The following is an 18,593-nucleotide window of genomic DNA, read 5'->3' as shown; positions in this document are numbered from 1 at the left end:
AGCCGGGGGTGGGATTTTAGGGCAGGGGGCGGGGTCTTGCCTCGGGCGGGTGGCGTTACCCTTTGGTTGGGCGCCCGGCAGGCGGTGCGGCGCAGCCGGCCCCACCCCGGCCCTCTCCCGGAGGGAGAGGGAGGAAGACCGACCGGGAGTGCCTTCCTAGAACAGCACGCGGCTGCGGATCGTGCCGTTTACCTTGGCCAGCTTTTCCAGCGCCAGGTCGGAATAGGCTGCATCGATGTCCATCACCACGTAGCCGATCTTCTCGTTGGTCTGCAGGAACTGCGAGGAGATGTTGATGTTGTTGTCCGAGAAGATCTTGTTGATCTCCGACAGCACACCGGGCACGTTGCGGTGGATGTGCAGCAGCCGGTGCTTGCCGGGGTGGGCCGGCAGCGCCACCTCGGGGAAGTTGACCGACGAGGTCGAGGTGCCGTTGTCGCTGTACTTCACCAGCTTCTCCGCCACCTCCAGGCCGATGTTGGCCTGCGCCTCCATCGTCGAGCCGCCGATGTGGGGCGTGAGGATGACGTTGTCGAGCCCGCGCAGCGGCGACTGGAACTCGTCCTTGTTGGTGCGCGGCTCGACCGGGAACACGTCGATCGCGGCGCCCAGCAGCTTCTTCTGCTTCAGCGCCTCGGCCAGCGGCTCGATCGCGACGACCGTGCCGCGCGAGGCGTTGATCAGGATCGCGCCGGGCTTCATGGCGGCGATTTCGGCCGCGCCGATCATCCATTGGGTGGCCTGCGTCTCGGGCACGTGCAGGGTCACGATGTCGCTCTGGGCCAGCAACTGGTGCAGTTCGCGCACCTGGTGCGCATTGCCCAGGGGCAGCTTGGTGACCACGTCGTAGAAGGCCACCTTCATGCCCAGCGCCTCGGCGAGCACCGACAGCTGGGCGCCGATGGAGCCGTAGCCCACGATGCCGAGCGTCTTGCCGCGGATCTCGAAGGCGTTCTCGGCCGACTTGAGCCAGCCGCCGCGGTGCGCGACCGCGCTCTTCTCGGGCACGCCGCGCAAGAGCAGGATGGCTTCGGCCAGCACCAGCTCGGCCACCGAACGGGTGTTGGAGTACGGCGCGTTGAACACCGCCACGCCGTGTTCGCGCGCGGCCTCCAGGTCGACCTGGTTGGTGCCGATGCAGAAGCACCCCGCCGCCACCAGCTTGTGGGCAGCCGCGAAGACCTCGGCCGTGAGCTGCGTGCGCGAGCGGATGCCCAGGAAGTGGACGTCGGCGATCTTGGCCTTGAGCTCCGCATCGGGCAGCGCACCCGGCAGCGTCTCGATGTTGGTGTAGCCCGCAACGCGCAGGACCTCCACCGCCGAAGGATGGATGCCCTCGAGCAGAAGGAACTTGATCCGGCTTTTGTCGAGGGAGGTTTTGCTGCTCATGGCGTACTCGCGGAAGCCCCGGCCGCGGCAACAGGCTAGGCCGAAAAAAGGGGGAGGTCGATGCTAGCATGCTGCGCCGCAGCATGAAGGCGCGCACCCCGTGGGAAGCCCTGCGCCAAAGGGGTTTTCCCGATTGGAAATTAGCAACAGTCCGTGCGCAAATGTGACGCGGCCGTGTCATCCACATGGCCTAGCATCCGCGCTTCCATTTTCCCATCAGGAGTCTTCATGCGATTCAAGACGCTCGCGCTGGCATCGGCGCTGGCCGCCACCACGCTGTTCAATGTGGCACATGCCCAGACTGAGATCCAGTGGTGGCATTCCATGACTGCCGTCAACAACGAGTGGGTCAACGATCTGGCCAAGCAGTTCAACGAGAGCCAGAAGGAATACAAGGTCGTGCCGACCTACAAGGGCACGTACGACGAATCGATGACGGCCTCCATTGCCGCCTTCCGCGCCGGCAACGCACCGCACATCCTGCAGGTGTTCGAAGTGGGCACCGCCACCATGATGGCCAGCAAGGGCGCCATCGTGCCGGTGGGCCAGGTGATGAAGGACGCGGGCGAGAAGTTCGATCCGGCCGCCTACATCCCCGCCGTGGCCGGCTACTACACCGCGCCCAACGGCCAGATGCTGAGCTTCCCGCTGAACAGTTCGACCACGGTGTTCTATATCAACAAGGACGCCTTCAAGGCCGCCGGCATCGACACCGCCAAGCTGCCCGCGACCTGGCCCGAGGTGACGGCCGCCGCGGCCAAGCTGAAGGCCAGCGGCCACAAGTGCCCGTTCACCACCGCCTGGCAGGGCTGGACGCAGCTGGAGAGCTTCTCGGCCTGGCACAACGTCGAGTTCGCGACCAAGAGCAACGGGCTGGCCGGGCTCGACGCCCGCATGAAGATCAATTCGCCGCTGCACGTGCGCCACATCGAGAACCTGGCCAACATGGCCAAGCAGGGCCTCTTCATCTACAAGGGCCGCGGCAACGTGCCGGAAGCCTCGTTCGTCTCGGGCGAGTGCGCAATGATCAACACCTCGTCCGGCTTCTACGGCAACGTCGCCAAGAACGCCAAGTTCGCCTATGCGGTCGCTCCCCTGCCCTACTACCCGGATGTGCCCGGCGCACCGCAGAACACGGTGATCGGCGGCGCCAGCCTCTGGGTGATGTCGGGCAAGAAGCCGGCCGAATACAAGGGCGTGGCCAAGTTCTTCAGTTTCATCTCGACGCCCGAAGTGCAGTCGGCCAGCCACAAGCGCACCGGCTACCTGCCGGTGACCACGGCGGCCTACAAGCTCACCGAGGAATCGGGTTTCTACAAGCAGAACCCCGGCACCGACGTGGCTGTGACGCAGATGATCCGCAAGGTCACCGACAAGAGCCGCGGCATCCGCCTGGGCAATTACGTGCAGGTGCGCGCCATCGAGGACGAAGAGCTCGAACAGGTCTGGAGCGGCAAGAAGACCGCCAAGGAAGCCCTCGATTCGATCGTCACGCGCGGCAACGAGCAGCTGGAACGCTTCCAGAAAGCCAACAAAAGCTAACGATTAACGGCCGGGCCCGCGGGTCCGGCTAATATCGCCCGCCCCCGTTCGCTCGTGCGCAAGAGCGGGCCAGGCGGGATTTTTTATGCAGAGGGTTCATGGAAAAACGCGTTTTCTTTCGCTCGGGCTGGCTGCCCTGGCTGCTGCTGACGCCGCAAATGGCGGTGATCCTCGTGTTTTTCTTCTGGCCGGCGGCGCAGGCGCTACTGCAGTCGCTGCAGCAGCAGGACGCCTTCGGCACGTCGGTGGAGTTCGTCGGGCTCGACAACTTCCGCCAGATATTCAGCGATCCGAGCTATGTGGAGTCGTTCAAGACCACCGCCCTGTTCTCGGTGCTGGTGGCGGGCATCGGCATCACGCTGTCGCTGGGGCTCGCGGTGTTTGCCGACCGCATCACGCGCGGCGGCACCTTCTACAAGACCATGCTGATCCTGCCCTACGCCGTGGCGCCCGCCGTAGCGGCCGTGCTGTGGGTGTTCATGTTCTCGCCGTCGCTGGGCGTGGTGGCCTATGCGCTCGGCAAGATCGGCATCGACTGGAACCACCTGCTGGACTCCGGCCACGCCATGACGCTGATCGTGATGGCCTCGGTGTGGAAGCAGATTTCGTACAACTTCCTGTTCTTCCTGGCCGGGCTGCAGTCGATTCCCAAGTCGCTCATCGAGGCCGCCGCCATCGACGGCGCGCGCCCGTGGCGCCGCTTCTGGACCGTGCAGTTCCCGCTGCTTTCGCCCACCACCTTCTTCCTGCTGGTGATCAACGTGGTCTATGCCTTCTTCGACACCTTCGCGATCGTCGATGCGGCCACCCAGGGCGGCCCGGGCAAGGACACGGCGATCCTGGTCTACAAGGTGTATTACGACGGCTTCAAGGCCATGGACCTTGGCGGTTCGGCGGCGCAGTCGGTGGTGCTGATGGTGATCGTGGTGGCGCTCACCGTGATCCAGTTCCGCTACGTGGAGAAGAAGGTTCAATACTGATGAAGCAAGACAAGAATCTGGCGGAGGCGTTCCATGGTTGAGAAACGCGGCACCCACGGCATCCTGGCCCATGTGGTGATGATCCTGGGCGTGTTCATCGTCGCCTTCCCGCTCTACCTGGCCTTCGTGGCGTCCACGCACACGGCGCAGGAGATCGTGCAGGCGCCGATGCCGCTGCTGCCCGGCAGCAACATGCTGGACAGCTACAAGGGCGCGCTCTTCGGGCGCGAAACCAGCAGCGGCTCCAACGCGCCCGTGGCCCACATGATGTGGGTGAGCCTGGTGACGGCGCTGGTGATCTCCATCGGCAAGATTTCCATCTCGCTGCTGTCGGCCTTTGCCATCGTCTACTTCCGGTTCCCGTTCAAGAAGATCTGCTTCTGGGCCATCTTCGTGACGCTGATGCTGCCGGTGGAGGTGCGCATCCTGCCCACCTACAAGGTGCTGTCCGACCTGAACATGCTGAACACCTACGCGGGCCTCACGGTGCCGCTGATCGCGTCGGCCACGGCCACCTTCCTGTTCCGCCAGTTCTTCCTGACGGTGCCCGACGAGCTCACCGAGGCCTCGCGCATGGACGGCGCCAGCCCGATGCGCTTTTTCTTCGACGTGCTGCTGCCGCTGTCGAAAACGTCGATTGCGGCGCTGTTCGTGATCCAGTTCATCTACGGCTGGAACCAGTACCTCTGGCCGCTGCTCGCCACCACCGGCGAAGACATGTACCCCGTGGTGGTCGGCATCAAGCGGATGATTGCCGGCGGCGACAGCCAGAACGAATGGAATGTAGTGATGGCCACCGCCATCCTCGCCATGCTGCCGCCCGCGCTGGTGGTGGTGCTGATGCAGAAGTGGTTCGTCAAGGGTCTTGTGGATACCGAGAAATAACAAATGGCAGCTCTCTCCCTACGCAACGTCATCAAGCGCTACGGCCACGGGCCGAAAGCCAACCAGGTCATCCACGGCGTGAGCGCCGAGATCGCCGACCATGAATTCATCGTGATCGTCGGCCCTTCAGGCTGCGGCAAGTCCACCCTGCTGCGCATGGTGGCCGGCCTCGAGGAAATCTCGGCCGGCGAAATCTCCATTGGCGGGCGCGTGGTGAACAACCTCGAACCCTCCGAGCGCGACATCGCCATGGTGTTCCAGAACTACGCGCTCTATCCGCACATGAGCGTGTTCAAGAACATGGCCTACGGCCTGAAGATCGCCAAGGTGCCGGTGCCCGAGATCAAGACCCGCGTCGACAAGGCGGCCAAGATCCTCGAGCTGGGCCACCTGCTCGAGCGCAAGCCGCGCGAGCTCTCGGGCGGCCAGCGCCAGCGCGTGGCCATGGGCCGCGCCATCGTGCGCCAGCCGCAGGTGTTTTTGTTCGACGAGCCGCTGTCCAACCTCGACGCCAAGCTGCGCGCGCAGACCCGCATCGAGATCCAGAAGCTGCACCGCGAACTCGGCATCACCTCGCTGTTCGTCACGCACGACCAGGTCGAGGCCATGACGCTGGCGCAGCGCATCATCGTGATGAACGCCGGCGTGATGGACCAGTTCGCCACGCCCGAAGAGGTCTACAACCGGCCCGCCACCACCTTCGTTGCCAGCTTCATCGGCTCGCCGCCGATGAACCTGCTGCAGCACGCGCCGGGCGTGCGGCCCGGCCAGATCCTGGGCATCCGCCCCGAGCACCTGACGCTGGACGAAAGCGGCTGGTCGGTGCAGGTCGAATCGGTCGAGCTGCTGGGCGCCGAGCGGCTGGTGTACGGCCGCATCGGCGACGAGCAGATCATCATGCGCACCGATGAAAGCGACCATCCGCCGGTCGCGGGCGACACCGTGAAGATCGCGGCGCGCGAGGACAAGCTGCATTGGTTCGATGCCGGCTCCGGCAAGCGGGCCGACTGAACGATGCCAGCACTGATGAAACCCTGGCCCTATCCGCGCTGGATCGCGCACCGCGGCGCCGGCAGGCTGGCGCCCGAGAACACGCTGGCCGCTTTCCGGCTTGGCGCGGCGCACGGCTATCGCATGTTCGAGTGCGATGCGAAGCTCAGCGCCGACGGCGTGGCCTTCCTCATGCACGACGCCACGCTCGAGCGCACCACCAACGGCCGCGGCACCGGTGGTGCGCAGCCCTGGAGCGCGCTGTCTCAGCTCGACGCCGGCGGCTGGCATTCGCGCGCCTTCGCGGGCGAACCGCTCGCCACGCTGGAGAACCTCGCGCGCTTCTGCCTGGCCAACGGCCACCTGCTCAACATCGAGATCAAGCCCACGCCGGGCACCGAGCGCGAAACCGGCGAAGCGGTGGCGCGGCTGGCGGCCCGGCTGTGGCAGGGCGCGGCCATACCGCCGCTGCTCACCTCGTTCCAGGCCGAATCGCTGGCGGGAGCGAAGGCGGTCCAGCCCGGGCTGCCGCGCGGGCTCCTGCTCGACACGCTGCGCGACGGCTGGCTGGCCGCGGCCACCGGCCTGGACTGCGCCGCGGTCGTCTGCAACCACGCGCTCTGGGACGCCGCCACCGTGGCGCAAGTGCACGGCGCGGGCATGCGCGCGCTGAGCTACACCGTCAATGACGAATGGGCCGCGCAGCGGCTCATTGAACTGGGCACCGACGGCATCATCACCGATCGGGTCGACCTGTTCAGCCCGGCCGGTTGACCGCTTCCCGCCGGCGCGGCCCGGCAGACACACGCTGTCACGCCCCCCGCCGCGGGCCGCAAATGGCGCCTTCTATGATGGCAGCCATGCGTTCGATCCCCCGCCTGATGGCCTTCTGCCTGGCCGCCCTGCTGCTGATGTGCGGCGCCGCGACGGCCCAGCCGGGCACCGGCGGCGTCGGCGGCACCACCGCCGCCGCTGCCGCGGCCCCGGCGCCCGAACCCACGGTGGCCGAGCTGCGCGCGCAGTTCGCCAAGATCAGCACCGATGCCGATTCCACCGGGGACCTGCGCCAGCTGCTCGCACAGATCAACGACATCGGCACACAGGCCGACAAGTTCGTTGCCGCGCGCACCGGCGAGCTGGCCGACCTGAACGCCCGCCTCGGCGAGCTCGGCAATCCGCCGGCCGCGGGCGCCACCGAAGACCCCGACATCACGCGCCAGCGCGCCCGCCTCACGAAGGAGCGCAACGCGCTGGACGCCGACATCCGGCTCGCTCGGCTGCTGGCCATCGACGTGCGGCAGCGTGCCGCCGAACTGGTGACCCAGCGCCGCGCGCTTTTCGAGGCACAGATCACCGAGCGCGCGCCCTCGCCGCTCACCGGCGAGTTCTGGCGCGACCTGCAGGAAGCCTGGCCGAGCGACCTGGCGCGCCTGCAGGCCATGGCCTCCGACCTGCGCGACGGGTTCTCGCAGGCCATGCAGCAAGGCCCGCGCATGGCGGTGCTCTGGGCGCTGCTCCTGGCGGTGCTGTTCGCGGTGCTCGGCAACTGGGTGGCCGAGCATCTGCTGACGCGGATCGCCGCGCGGCTGCTGCCGGCGGGCCGGCTGCGGCGTTCGCTGCTGGTGATTGCCATCGTCGCGAGCCACGTGCTGCTGGTGGCCGTGGCGGCGCACGGCTTCGTGTGGGTGCTCGAGGAATACGCCACCTGGGAGCCGCAGGCGCGCAAGGCGATGCGTTCGATGGCGCAGGCGCTGGTGTTCATGGCCTTCGTCATCGGGCTGGGCCGCGGGCTGCTGGCCACGCGGCGCCCGTCGTGGCGGCTGCCGCCGATACCCGACGCCATGGCCACGCGCCTGGCGCCGCTGCCTTGGCTGGTTGCGGCGGTGGCGGCGCTGGCCTGGGCACCGGTGGAGATCAACGCGCTGGTGGAAGCAAGCTTTGCGGCCGTGGTGGCCACGCACGTGCTCACGGCGCTGGTGCTCACTGCGCTCGTTGGCGCGGTGCTCCATCGGCTGCGGCCAATGCGCGCCGATACGCCGGACGCCGATCCGCCCGAGCGGCCGATGTGGGTGGGCCTGCTGGTGGCCTGCATCGGCGCGCTGATGGTGGCCATCTGGGTGCTGGTGGCCGTGGGCTACGTGGCGCTCGCGAGCTTCCTGGCCTCGCAGCTCACCTGGAGCGGCATCGTCGCGGCCGCCTTCTACGTGCTGTTCAAGTTTGCCGACGACGTCTTCATGGCCGGCGTGTCCTCGCGCAGCACTTTCGGCCAGCGACTGCAGAAGAGCTTCGGCTTGGCGCCGCAGACGCTCGACCAGGCCGCCACCGTGCTCTCGGGCCTGAGCCGGGTGGCGCTGTTCTTCTACATGCTGATCGCACTGGCGGCACCGCTGGGCACCGGTCCCAGCGAAGTGTTCCAGCGCAGCGGCAAGTTCGGCACCGGCGTGAAGGTGGGCGAGTTCCAGCTGGTGCCGGGCGCCATCCTGAGCGCCGTGGCCGTGGCCGTGATCGGCTTCATCGTGCTCAGGGTGTTCAAGCGCTGGCTCGCGCGCAGCTACCTGCCCAGCACGCAGTTCGAGCCGGGCATGCAGAGCTCGATCACCACGCTGCTGGGCTACGTGGGCGGCATCCTGGTGGTCGCGTTCTCGCTGTCGGCGCTGGGCATCGGCATCGAGCGCATCGCGTGGGTGGCCAGCGCGCTGTCGGTGGGCATCGGCTTCGGCCTGCAGGCCATCGTGCAGAACTTCATCTCGGGCCTCATCCTGCTGGCCGAGCAGCCGGTGAAGGTGGGCGACTGGGTGGTGCTGGGCACCACCGAGGGCGACGTGCGGCGCATCAACGTGCGTGCCACGGAGATCCAGCTCGGAGACCGCTCGACGGTGATCGTGCCGAACTCCGAGTTCATCACGAAGACCGTGCGCAACATGACGCTGACCAACGCGGAGGGCCGGGTGCTCATCCGGTTGCCGATGCCGCTGACCACCAACGCGCAGCGCGTTCGCGAGCTCATCCTGGACGCATGCCGCGCACACGAGAGCGTGCTGGAAACGCCGGCGCCTTCGCTCACGCTCGAAGGCATCGAGGGCGGCCTGCTCATCTTCCAGGCCATTGCCTATGTGCCGAGCCCGCGCCTGGCGGGCAGCGTGCGCAGCGACCTGCTGTTCACCATCCTGGAGCGGCTGGACGCGGAGCAGCTGCCGCTGATGCCGTATGCGGCGCCGCCTGCGCCAATGCCTGCGTCCGCGCCCACGCCGCACGCCGCGGACGGCGCCGGCCCGGCCGCCGCCACCCCGGCCGCCTAGGCGCCGCACCGATCGTCCAAGCAGCGGGCGAATGCCCGCGCTGATCGATCAATTGTCCGGAGGCTCCCAAACCAACAATCAGCCATGAGCAGGCGTGCTGTCGCCAACGCTCGCCCGGAGCATCAATGGCTGAAGAAAGCGACCTCGAAAAAACCGAACCCGCCTCACCGCAGCGCCTCGAAAAGGCGCGCGAGCAAGGGGACGTGGCGCGGTCGCGCGAGCTCGCGACCTTCGTGCTGCTGGGCACCGCCGTCGCCGGCCTGTGGCTCACGGCCGATTCGCTGGGGGCCACCCTGCGCGGCGCACTGGCCCAGGGGATGCACTTCGACCGCGCCGCGGCATTCGACCCTTCTCACATGCTGGCGCGCGCCGGGCTCATGGGCCAGCAGGCGCTGCTCGCGCTTGCGCCGCTGTTCGGCATGATGCTGGTGGCGGCCCTGGCGGCGCCGCTGATGCTCGGCGGCTGGCTGCTCTCGGCCAAGGCCCTCGCGCCCAAGTTCAGCAAGCTCGATCCGGTGGCCGGCGTGGGCCGCATGTTTTCCGCGCAGGCGCTGTCGGAGCTGTTCAAGGCGCTGGCCAAGTCGCTGCTGATCGGCGGCGTGGCCTGGCTGGTGATCATGGGCAAGGTGGACGAGGTCTCGGCACTGATGGCGCAGTCGGAGCGCGCCGCGCTGCCGCAGATGATCGTGCTGGTGGCGCACAACTGCGCACTGATCGCCTCCGCGCTGTTCCTGGTGGCGCTGGTCGACGTTCCCTACCAGCTGTGGAGCTACCACCGCAAGCTGCGCATGTCGCGCGAAGACCTGCGCCAGGAGCACAAGGAAAGCGAGGGCGATCCGCACGTCAAGGCGCAGATCCGCCGCCAGCAGCAGCAGGTGGCGCGCCGGCGGATGATGTCCGAGGTGCCGAAGGCCGACATCGTGGTGACCAACCCCACGCACTTCGCGGTGGCGCTCAAGTATGTGGACCACGACATGCGCGCACCGCGCGTGGTGGCCAAGGGCAGCGACCTGATGGCCGCGCGCATCCGCGAGATCGCGCGCGAGAACAAGGTCGCGATCCTCGAGGCGCCGCCGCTCACGCGCGCACTCTTCAAGCACACCCGGCTCGGCGACGAGATCCCGGCCGGCCTCTACACCGCGGTGGCCGAGGTGCTGGCCTGGGTCTACCAGCTCAAGCGCTGGCAAAGCGAAGGCGGTGAAGCGCCGCGCACGCCGGCCGACCTGCCGATCCCCGAATCGCTCGAATACTCGCCGAAGACTGCCGCCGCATGAACGCCATGGCCACCCTCACGCGCCTGCAGGCGCAGCTGTTCTCCGGCACCCAGTGGAAGGGCCTCGCCGGTCCCATCCTGATCGTGCTGATCCTGAGCATGATGGTGCTGCCGCTGCCGCCCTTCCTGCTGGACCTGCTGTTCACCTTCAACATCGCGATGTCGGTGATGGTGCTGCTGGTGAGCATGTACACCATGAAGGCGCTGGACTTCGCGGCCTTCCCGGCCGTGCTGTTGTTCTCGACGCTGCTGCGCCTGTCGCTCAACGTGGCCTCCACGCGCGTGGTGCTGATGCACGGCCACACCGGGCCGGACGCGGCGGGCAAGGTGATCGAGGCCTTCGGCCACTTCCTGGTGGGCGGCAACTTCGCGGTCGGCGTGATGGTGTTCATCATCCTGGTGCTGATCAACTTCATGGTCATCACCAAGGGCGCGGGACGCATCGCCGAGGTCGGCGCGCGCTTCATGCTCGACGCCATGCCCGGCAAGCAGATGGCGATCGACGCCGACCTGAACGCCGGCCTGATCGGCGAGGAGGTGGCGCGCAAGCGCCGCCAGGAAGTCGCGCAGGAAGCCGACTTCTACGGCTCGATGGACGGCGCCAGCAAGTTCGTGCGCGGCGACGCGATTGCCGGCCTGCTGATCATGGTGATCAACATCATCGGCGGGCTGGTGGTGGGCATGCTGCAGCACGGGCTGGACTTCGGCACCGCCGGCACGACCTACACGCTGCTGGCCATCGGCGACGGCCTGGTGGCGCAGATTCCGGCGCTGGTGATCTCGACCGCCGCGGGCGTGATCGTCTCGCGCGTCACCACCGACGAAGACGTGGGCCGCCAGCTGACCGGCCAGCTGTTCTCCAATCCGCAGGTGCTGTTCCTCACGGCCGGCCTGATCGGCCTGATGGGGATGATCCCCGGCATGCCGAACCTGGCCTTCCTGCTGATCGCGGGCGGCCTGGCGTGGCTCGGCCGGCGCATGCTCGGGCGCGCGCCGCAGGCCGCTGCCGAACAGGCCGCCGCAGCCCAGGCTGCGGCCATGCCGTCGGCCGAGGCGCCCGAAGCGACCTGGGACGACGTGGCGCTGGTCGACCCGCTGGGCATGGAGGTCGGCTACCGGCTGATCCCGCTGGTGGACCAGACGCAGAACGGCGAACTGCTGGGCCGCATCAAGAGCATCCGCAAGAAGGTGGCCCAGGAGATCGGCTTCCTGGCGCCGGTGGTCCACATCCGCGACAACCTGGAAATCCCGCCCAACACCTACGTGATCAGCCTGAAGGGCGTCGAGATCGGCCGCGGCGAGGCTTTCCCCAACCAGTGGATGGCCATCAACCCCGGCCAGGTGAGCGGCACCCTGCCCGGCACGCCGACGCAGGACCCGGCCTTCCACCTGCCCGCGGTGTGGATCGACGCCAGCCTGCGCCAGGAGGCTCAGGTGCTCGGCTACACGGTGGTCGATGCCTGCACGGTCATGGCCACGCACCTGAACCACCTGATTCAGACCCACGCCGCCGAGCTGCTCGGCCGCCAGGAAGTGCAGCAGCTGCTCGACCAGATCGGCAAGACCGCGCCCAAGCTCACCGAGGACCTGGTGCCCAAGATCATCTCGCTGAGCACGCTGCACAAGGTGCTGCAGAACCTGCTCGACGAAGAGGTGCCGATCCGCGACATGCGCACCATCCTCGACGTGATGGCCGAGCACGCGCCCACCGTCAAGGACGCCGCCGAACTCACCTCGCTCACGCGCCTGGCGCTTGGCCGCGCGATCACGCAGCAGCTGTTCCCGGGCGATTCCGAACTGCAGGTGATCGGCCTGGACGGCGCGCTCGACGGCGTGCTGCAGCAGGCGCTCACCAACAACAACGGCATCGAGCCGGGGCTTGCCAACAGCCTCATGCAGCAGACCCGCGCGGCCATCGCGCGCCAGGAACAGCTGGGCCTGGCGCCGGTGCTGGTCGTCCAGCATTCGCTGCGCGTGCTGCTCTCGCGCTTCCTGCGCCGCAGCTTCCGCCAGCTCAAGGTTCTCTCGCATGCAGAGATTCCTGACACCCGCCACATCAAGATCACCGCCACCATCGGAGGAAGAGTTTGAACATCCCGACAGACGTCCGCACCAGCGCGCGCAAGTTCGTCGCGCCCACCAGCCGGGAAGCGCTGCGCCTCGCGCGCCAGGCGCTCGGCGACGAAGCCATCGTGCTGACCAACCGCGTGACCGCCGAAGGCGTCGAGATCGTGGCCATGGTGCAGGAGGACGTGGAGGAAGTGCGCGCGAGCGCGGCCGCCACGCCGCCGGCACCCCAGCCATTGCCGGCAGCCATGGCGGCTCCCACGCTCGCCATGGCCTCCATCGCGGCGCCTGCCGCAGCCCCCGCCCCCCTGGCCGCGGACAGCGTGCTCGGCGAACTCCATTCGATGCGCTGCATGATCGAGGAGCAGCTCGCCGGCGTGGCATGGAACGAGAAGCAGCGGCGCGATCCGATGCGCGGGCGCCTGCTGCGCACGCTGCTGGGCGCCGGCTTCAGCGCCCGCCTCTCCAAGGCCATGCTGGAGCACCTGCCCACGGGCCAGAGCTACGCCCAGGGCATGGCCTTCGTGCGCTCCGAACTGATCCGCACGCTGCCGGTGCACGAGGACGAGGACGCGCTGCTGGCGCAGGGCGGCGTCTATGCGCTGATGGGACCCACCGGCGTCGGCAAGACCACCACCACGGCCAAGCTCGCGGCGCGCTGCGTGATGCGCTTCGGCGCGGACAAGCTCGCGCTCGTCACCACCGACAGCTACCGCATCGGCGCCTACGAGCAGCTGCGCATCTACGGCCAGATCCTCAACGTGCCGGTCTACGCCGTGAAGGACGCGGCCGACCTGCACCTGGTGCTGCAGGACCTGCAGGGCAAGCACATGGTGCTGATCGATACCGTCGGCATGAGCCAGCGCGACCGCGCCGTGTCCGACCAGATCGCGATGCTCTGCAGCAGCCAGCGGCCGGTGAAGCGGCTGCTGCTGCTCAACGCCACGAGCCATGGCGACACGCTCAACGAGGTGGTGCACGCCTACCGGCACGGCAGCGGCAGCGATCTCGCGGGCTGCATCTTCACCAAGGTCGACGAGGCCACGCATCCCGGCGCGCTGATCGACACCGTGATCCGCCACCGCCTGCCGGTGCATTACGTCTCCAGCGGCCAGAAGGTGCCCGAGAACCTGATGCGCGCCGACCGCACCCAGCTGGTGGACAGTGCGTTCCAGGCCAACAGCCGCAGCGCGCTGTTCGTGCCCGGCGAAGGCGACCTGCAGGACGGATCGGCGAATGCCGAGGCTTCCGCGGCCCACGCGGAGGCCGAACGCCAGCGGCTGCAGTACCGGCAGCTGATCCGCGCCATGGCGCACGACGCGCAGGAAGTGGCCGCCGCGGCCTCGGCACTCGCGGCCGCGCCGCTCGGATTCGAGCAGGCGCGCACGCTCTGGCGGATGGCCGCCGACGAGAACGTGAGCCACAAGGCGGTGCTGCAGGCGCTCATGGCGCATGCGGCGAGCGAGATCGGCGCCAGCTGCGACACCCACGTGCTGGCGCTCAGCGGCCAGGTCGGGCTCAAGTCCGACGAAGGCGGCGATGCCTACCAGTGCCAGGGCAGCCTGCTGCTGTCCGACCGCGGCGGGCAGCCGCTCGCGGCGCCCAACCAGTGGCTCTCGACCACCGCGACCCGCAGCCCCGCCGACCCCACGCGCAAGCCAGGCGTGCGGCAGGTGCAGTGGTTGCGCCAGCAGGACTTCGGCAAGGCCGTGGTGCACATGCTGCCGCGGCTGCCCGCGGCCGAGCTCATGCTGCAGTGGCAGGTGCAGCGCCAGCAATGGATGGCGCGCGCGCCGGGCTCCACGGCGGTGACCGATCCGCGCACCGGCGAATACGCCACGCTGACCGGCCTGGACTTCGATTTCGGCGATGCGCGCGCCGTGGTCTTCAAGGGCCGCGCCGCGCTGCAATCGGTGGCCGAGGCGCGCGTCACGCTGCGCACCGACGGCGGCCTGCCTGGCCTGCGCTGCATTGCCACGCGCCTGACCGATGCGCGCAGCCACAAGGTGCTGGCGCAGAGCTACGCGCTCACCAACATCGGCCGCGACATCGCGTCGCAGCAGCTCGCGCAGTGGCAGGGCTGGGCCGCCGAGGCCGAGCCCTGCCTGCGCCTGCTGCGCCAAGGCCTTTCGGTGCTGGGCGGGCTTGGCGAGGCGGGCGATCCGCACATGATGAAGCGCCTGCTCATCGCAGGCCAGGTGACCACCACCGTCTGGCGCCTGCAGCAGGCCGGCGGCGACTGGGCCGGCCGCACCCGCGCGCTGCTGTCGCAGCTGACCGGCCGGCCCGCGCGGCCCGGCCGCCCCGTGTCGGGCAACGTGCTGTACGCCGGCGTGGGCAAGCTGTTCTTCCTGCTGGAGGCGCTGGACACGTGAGCAAGCTGGTGTCGGATCAAGCCGATGGGCTGCGGCGGCTGCTGGCGCAGTCGTCCGCACGCATCATCGCGATCGCAAGCATGGGCAACCGCCCGGGCGCCACCACGGCGGCCATGAACCTGGGCGCCGCGCTGGCCCACATGGGCAAGGACGTGCTGCTGCTCGACGAGCACGGGCCGGGGCCGGATACGGCGTGTGCCGCATGGGCCGCCGATCCGCTCGGAACGCTGGGCGACGTCGCCTCGCAGCGGCTGACCTCCGAAGGCGCCGCCGCGCGCACCGAGTGCGGCGTGCACGTGCTGCCGGCGCCGCTCGGCGGCCAGCCCGACCACACCGACCCGCGCTTGCTGTGGGACGGCAGCATGATCCTGGTCGACGCGGCGCTCGACGCCGTCGGCAACCTGTCGCCGCTCGCGCGGCTGGCGGACGAGCTGGTGGTGGTGCTGCAGCCCCACCCGGCTTCCATCACCGCCACCTATTCGGGCATCAAGCGGCTGCACTATGCGCACGCGCTGCGGCAGCTTCGCCTGCTGGTCAATGGGGTGGCCGACCCCGAAGCCGCGCGCCAGACCATGGCCAACCTGGTCGACACCGGCAGCCGCTACCTGGCGGTCTCCATACAGCCGGCCGGCTGGGTCCGCGCCGATCCGCACCTGGCCGATGCCAGGCGCCTCGCCCGCACCGTGGTGGAGGCCTTCCCGGCCAGCCCGGCGGCCGTGGATTTCCGCGTCATCGCCGCCGCCGTCGCGCAGTGGCCCTGGCGCCCGGCCGTGCGGCCGCAGGACACCCGCACCGCGCTCTGGCGGCCCGAGGCGCTGGCAGCGGAGCCGGAATCGGCTGTGGCACAAGAGGAAGAAAGGGGCGGCCGTGTACACCGCGCAGGGAACCTTTGAGAAGTCCCACCTGCTGAAGCAGCACCAGCCGATGGTGCGCCGCATGGCGCTCCAGATGCTGGCCAAGCTGCCCGCCAGCGTGGAGCTCGACGACCTGATCCAGGCCGGCATGATCGGCCTGCTGGACGCGTCCACGCGCTACCAGGACAACCGCGGCGCGCAGTTCGAGACCTTCGCCAGCCAGCGCATCCGCGGCGCCATGCTCGACGAACTGCGCGCGAACGACTGGGGCTCGCGCGGCCTGCGCCAGTCGGCGCGCAAGGTGGAACAGGCGATCCAGGCGCTGGAGCACCGGCTGGGCCGCTCCGCCAGCGAAGGAGAGATCGCCAGGGAACTGAAGATGGAGCTGGACGACTACCAGTCGCTGCTGCAGGACATCCAGGGCTGCCAGTTGCTCTACGTGGAAGACTTCGCGCAGGACGGCGAGGCCGAAAACCCCTGGCTCGAGCGGCAGGCCCAAGCCGATGGCCGGCTGGGCGGCGACGATCCGCTCGCGCAGCTGCTCGAGGCGGGTTTCCGCCATGAGCTCGTCGATGCGATTGCCGCGCTGCCCGAGCGCGACCAGCTGCTGCTGAACCTGTACTACGAGGAAGAGCTGAACCTGCGCGAGATCGGCGCGATCCTCGAGGTGACCCAGTCGCGCGTATGCCAGCTGCACAGCCAGGCGATCAGCCGGCTGCGGGCGAAGTTGAAGGATTCGCTTTAGGGATCTTGCCGATGGCTCGATGCGCCGGGCGCGCCTCCCCCGAGCTGCTCGGCAAGCCCGACGATGATGCCCTCGGGCCCGCGGATGTAGGCGAGGCGGTAGCTTTCCTCGTACTGCATCTCGCCAATGATCTCGGCCCCGTGGGCGCGCATGCGCGCGACCATGGCGTCGATGTCATCGACGGCGAACATGATGCGGCGGATGCCCAGCGTGTTCACCGGCGGGTCCACCGGACCAAACCTGATCGCGCCGGGCGTGTGGAACTTGTCCAGCTCGATGCCCTGTCCATCGGGCGTCCGCAACATCGCCAGGGTGGCGCGGACATCCTTGAGCCCGATCAGTTGTCCGATCAAAGGCCCTTCCACCGTCGTTTCCCCCTCGAGCTTGAGGCCCAGTTCGATGAAGAACGCCTTGGTCGCCTCAAGGTCGTCGACAACGACAAGGACGTTGTCCATGCGTTTGAGCGTCATATCCTTCTTCCTCTCCTCAGTGTGGAGCCCGAGGCCATTCGACCGAAAGCCGCGGCCACCGCTCGCCGAACCGTTTCGCCTCAACCCGCTGCCGGTAGGTTGCAGCACTCGCCCGCAGGGGGTTGTGCCGGACGCGCAGCTCGAACAGGTCATCGAGTCCATGCGGCGCGACCACGCCCAGCGATTCATCCTCGTTCAGCCAGACGCCGACGCAGGTTGCAAATTCCGGCCAGGTCGCAACGCCTTCTTCCAAGGATGCGAGAGGGGGCACTACCTGGCCGAGGGCGGCGGCAAGCCAGTGGTGCACGCCTGCCTGGTTCGTCACCTCCCAATTGAAGCCCGGCATGGCGGAACGAAGCCGTTTCTCGAGGCCGGCATCATGCTCCGGACCAGCCTCCGCGTCGAAGTAGACGACATCCAGGTCTTCGACGGCCGAGCGCCGTTCGAAGCCATGAAGCGTGTCCCACACCAGGGACCGGACGGCGCCGGCGCCAATGCACCAGGACCGCAGTCCGAGCGAACGGACGGCTCGCAGTGCGGCCATCAACTCGTCCGATGCGGCCACCATGGCGGCAAGCCTCTGCGCATGGTCTGCCTTGGGGCTTGAAGTCATGCCCCGATGGTAAGCCGGCGGACCCGCGCAGCCTCAGAACCCGAGGCTCTCCAGCAGGTCGTCCACCTGCGCCTGGCCCGTCACGGCCTCCGGGTTGCCCGGCACCACCTGCGGGCCGTTCTGCAGGCTGCTGGCTTCGGCCTCGTGGCGTTTCTCGGCGTGCTTGTCGAGGTGCGAGTTGTCGATCAGCACCTGCAGCAGCTGCGTCTCGACGTCGTTGACCACTTCCATCATCTTCTTGATGACCTGGCCCGTGAGGTCCTGGAAGTCCTGCGCCATCAGGATCTCGATCAGCTGCGTGTTGATGGCGCCGGCCTTCTGCGGCACGTCCTGCAGGTAGCCGCGCGTGTCCATCACGAGCTGGCGCGCATGGTCCAGCTCGACCGGGTTGGCGAACCACTCGTCCCAGCGCCGGCTCAGCCCCTTGGCATTGCTGGCAAGGTCTTCCTGCAGCGGCTGCGCCAGGTCGATGGCGTTGAGCGCGCGGTGCGCCGCCCGCTCGGTCATGGAGGCGATGTAGCCCAGGCGGTCGCGCGCATCGGGAATGGCTTGCGCGGCCTTGGCAACCTGCTTGTCCAGGCCCAGCTCGCGCAGGCCCTCGCGCAACTGCCGGGTCAGCTGCCCGATGCGCCCGAGCAACTCTTCGGCCGTGTTCCCGTGCTCCGCGGGTTCGAGCGCTGCGTGTGTCATGTCAGGCCGCCTCTTTCTGGAGCTTCTCGAAGATCTTGGTGATCTTTTCCTCGAGCGTGGCCGCCGTGAAGGGCTTGACCACATAGCCGTTGGCGCCGGCCTGCGCGGCCGCGATGATGTTTTCCTTCTTGGCCTCGGCCGTGACCATCAGCACCGGCAGCTTGGCCAGTTCGGGGTCGGCGCGGATGGTCTGCAGCATGGTGAGGCCGTCCATGTTGGGCATGTTCCAGTCCGACACCACGAAGCCGAAGTTGCCGCCGCGCAGCTTCTCGATGCCGGCCGCGCCGTCCTCGGCCTCGTCGACGTTGAGGAACTCGAGTTCCTTCAGCAGGTTGCGCACGATGCGCCGCATGGTCGGGAAGTCGTCCACGACCAAAATTTTGATGCTCTTGTCAATCACGATTCTTCAACTCCAACAGTT

General features: G+C 68.2%; 16 protein-coding genes. 11 read left to right on the top strand and 5 right to left on the bottom strand.

The window, feature by feature from the left end; translation table 11 throughout:
* Nucleotides 1-156: 156 nt before the first annotated feature.
* Nucleotides 157-1,389 carry a phosphoglycerate dehydrogenase gene (serA, locus tag IB278_RS02315; RefSeq protein ID WP_192322516.1) on the bottom strand — a complete coding sequence of 411 codons (1,233 nt, stop codon included), beginning with the start codon at nt 1,387-1,389 and terminating at the stop codon, nt 157-159.
* 228 nt (nt 1,390-1,617) lie between these two features.
* On the opposite strand from serA, the gene ugpB reads away from it, so the two are divergent.
* From ugpB to IB278_RS02260, 11 genes are all read left to right on the top strand, one after another.
* On the top strand, nt 1,618-2,931 hold the full coding sequence (ugpB, locus tag IB278_RS02310; RefSeq protein ID WP_145745685.1) for a sn-glycerol-3-phosphate ABC transporter substrate-binding protein UgpB: 1,314 nt from the start codon (nt 1,618-1,620) through the stop codon (nt 2,929-2,931).
* A 98-nt stretch (nt 2,932-3,029) separates the two neighbouring features.
* Nucleotides 3,030-3,911 (top strand): sn-glycerol-3-phosphate ABC transporter permease UgpA, encoded by an 882-nt coding sequence (gene ugpA, locus IB278_RS02305; protein WP_015866909.1) that lies wholly within the window; start codon nt 3,030-3,032, stop codon nt 3,909-3,911.
* Between the two features lie 33 nt (nt 3,912-3,944).
* A complete protein-coding gene (gene ugpE / locus IB278_RS02300) occupies nt 3,945-4,796 on the top strand; it encodes a sn-glycerol-3-phosphate ABC transporter permease UgpE (protein WP_145745686.1) in 852 nt (283 codons plus the stop codon).
* Nucleotides 4,797-4,799: 3 nt separating this feature from the next.
* The gene (locus tag IB278_RS02295) at nt 4,800-5,807 is read left to right on the top strand and encodes a sn-glycerol-3-phosphate import ATP-binding protein UgpC (RefSeq protein WP_145745687.1); all 1,008 of its coding nucleotides are present in this window, start codon (nt 4,800-4,802) and stop codon (nt 5,805-5,807) included.
* Between the two features lie 3 nt (nt 5,808-5,810).
* The gene (ugpQ, locus tag IB278_RS02290) at nt 5,811-6,560 is read left to right on the top strand and encodes a glycerophosphodiester phosphodiesterase (protein ID WP_192322515.1); all 750 of its coding nucleotides are present in this window, start codon (nt 5,811-5,813) and stop codon (nt 6,558-6,560) included.
* Nucleotides 6,561-6,634: 74 nt separating this feature from the next.
* Nucleotides 6,635-9,085, top strand: a complete 2,451-nt coding sequence (locus IB278_RS02285) for a DUF3772 domain-containing protein (protein WP_192322514.1) — start codon at nt 6,635-6,637, stop codon at nt 9,083-9,085.
* A 125-nt stretch (nt 9,086-9,210) separates the two neighbouring features.
* Nucleotides 9,211-10,359, top strand: coding sequence for a flagellar biosynthesis protein FlhB (gene flhB / locus IB278_RS02280; protein WP_192322513.1), 1,149 nt, complete (start codon nt 9,211-9,213; stop codon nt 10,357-10,359).
* Entirely contained in the window at nt 10,356-12,449 is a 2,094-nt protein-coding gene (gene flhA, locus IB278_RS02275; RefSeq protein ID WP_145745691.1) for a flagellar biosynthesis protein FlhA, read from the top strand. Before flhB ends, flhA begins: the two co-directional genes overlap by 4 nt.
* Nucleotides 12,446-14,800 carry a flagellar biosynthesis protein FlhF gene (gene flhF / locus IB278_RS02270; RefSeq protein WP_192322512.1) on the top strand — a complete coding sequence of 785 codons (2,355 nt, stop codon included), beginning with the start codon at nt 12,446-12,448 and terminating at the stop codon, nt 14,798-14,800. The genes flhA and flhF overlap by 4 nt, the downstream gene beginning before the upstream one ends.
* Nucleotides 14,797-15,693 carry a MinD/ParA family protein gene (locus tag IB278_RS02265; protein ID WP_192322511.1) on the top strand — a complete coding sequence of 299 codons (897 nt, stop codon included), beginning with the start codon at nt 14,797-14,799 and terminating at the stop codon, nt 15,691-15,693. The genes flhF and IB278_RS02265 overlap by 4 nt, the downstream gene beginning before the upstream one ends.
* Nucleotides 15,668-16,399 (top strand): RNA polymerase sigma factor FliA, encoded by a 732-nt coding sequence (locus IB278_RS02260; protein WP_145745694.1) that lies wholly within the window; start codon nt 15,668-15,670, stop codon nt 16,397-16,399. Before IB278_RS02265 ends, IB278_RS02260 begins: the two co-directional genes overlap by 26 nt.
* On the opposite strand, the gene IB278_RS02255 is transcribed toward IB278_RS02260, so the two are convergent.
* From IB278_RS02255 to cheY, 4 genes are all read right to left on the bottom strand, one after another.
* Nucleotides 16,396-16,869, bottom strand: coding sequence for a VOC family protein (locus IB278_RS02255; protein ID WP_192322510.1), 474 nt, complete (start codon nt 16,867-16,869; stop codon nt 16,396-16,398). The genes IB278_RS02260 and IB278_RS02255 overlap by 4 nt on opposite strands.
* Nucleotides 16,870-16,885: 16 nt before the next feature.
* Nucleotides 16,886-17,437, bottom strand: a complete 552-nt coding sequence (locus IB278_RS02250) for a nucleotidyltransferase family protein (RefSeq protein ID WP_192322644.1) — start codon at nt 17,435-17,437, stop codon at nt 16,886-16,888.
* Between the two features lie 78 nt (nt 17,438-17,515).
* A complete protein-coding gene (gene cheZ, locus IB278_RS02245) occupies nt 17,516-18,172 on the bottom strand; it encodes a protein phosphatase CheZ (protein ID WP_124956710.1) in 657 nt (218 codons plus the stop codon).
* 1 nt (nt 18,173) lies between these two features.
* Nucleotides 18,174-18,569, bottom strand: coding sequence for a chemotaxis response regulator CheY (gene cheY / locus IB278_RS02240; RefSeq protein ID WP_026284205.1), 396 nt, complete (start codon nt 18,567-18,569; stop codon nt 18,174-18,176).
* Nucleotides 18,570-18,593: the final 24 nt, after the last annotated feature.

The sequence above is a fragment of the Variovorax sp. VRV01 genome, assembly GCF_014852545.1.
Lineage (GTDB): Bacteria > Pseudomonadota > Gammaproteobacteria > Burkholderiales > Burkholderiaceae_C > Variovorax > Variovorax beijingensis_A.
The sequence above is the reverse complement of the archived record's forward strand: the minus strand, read 5'-3'. Positions and strand labels throughout refer to the sequence as shown.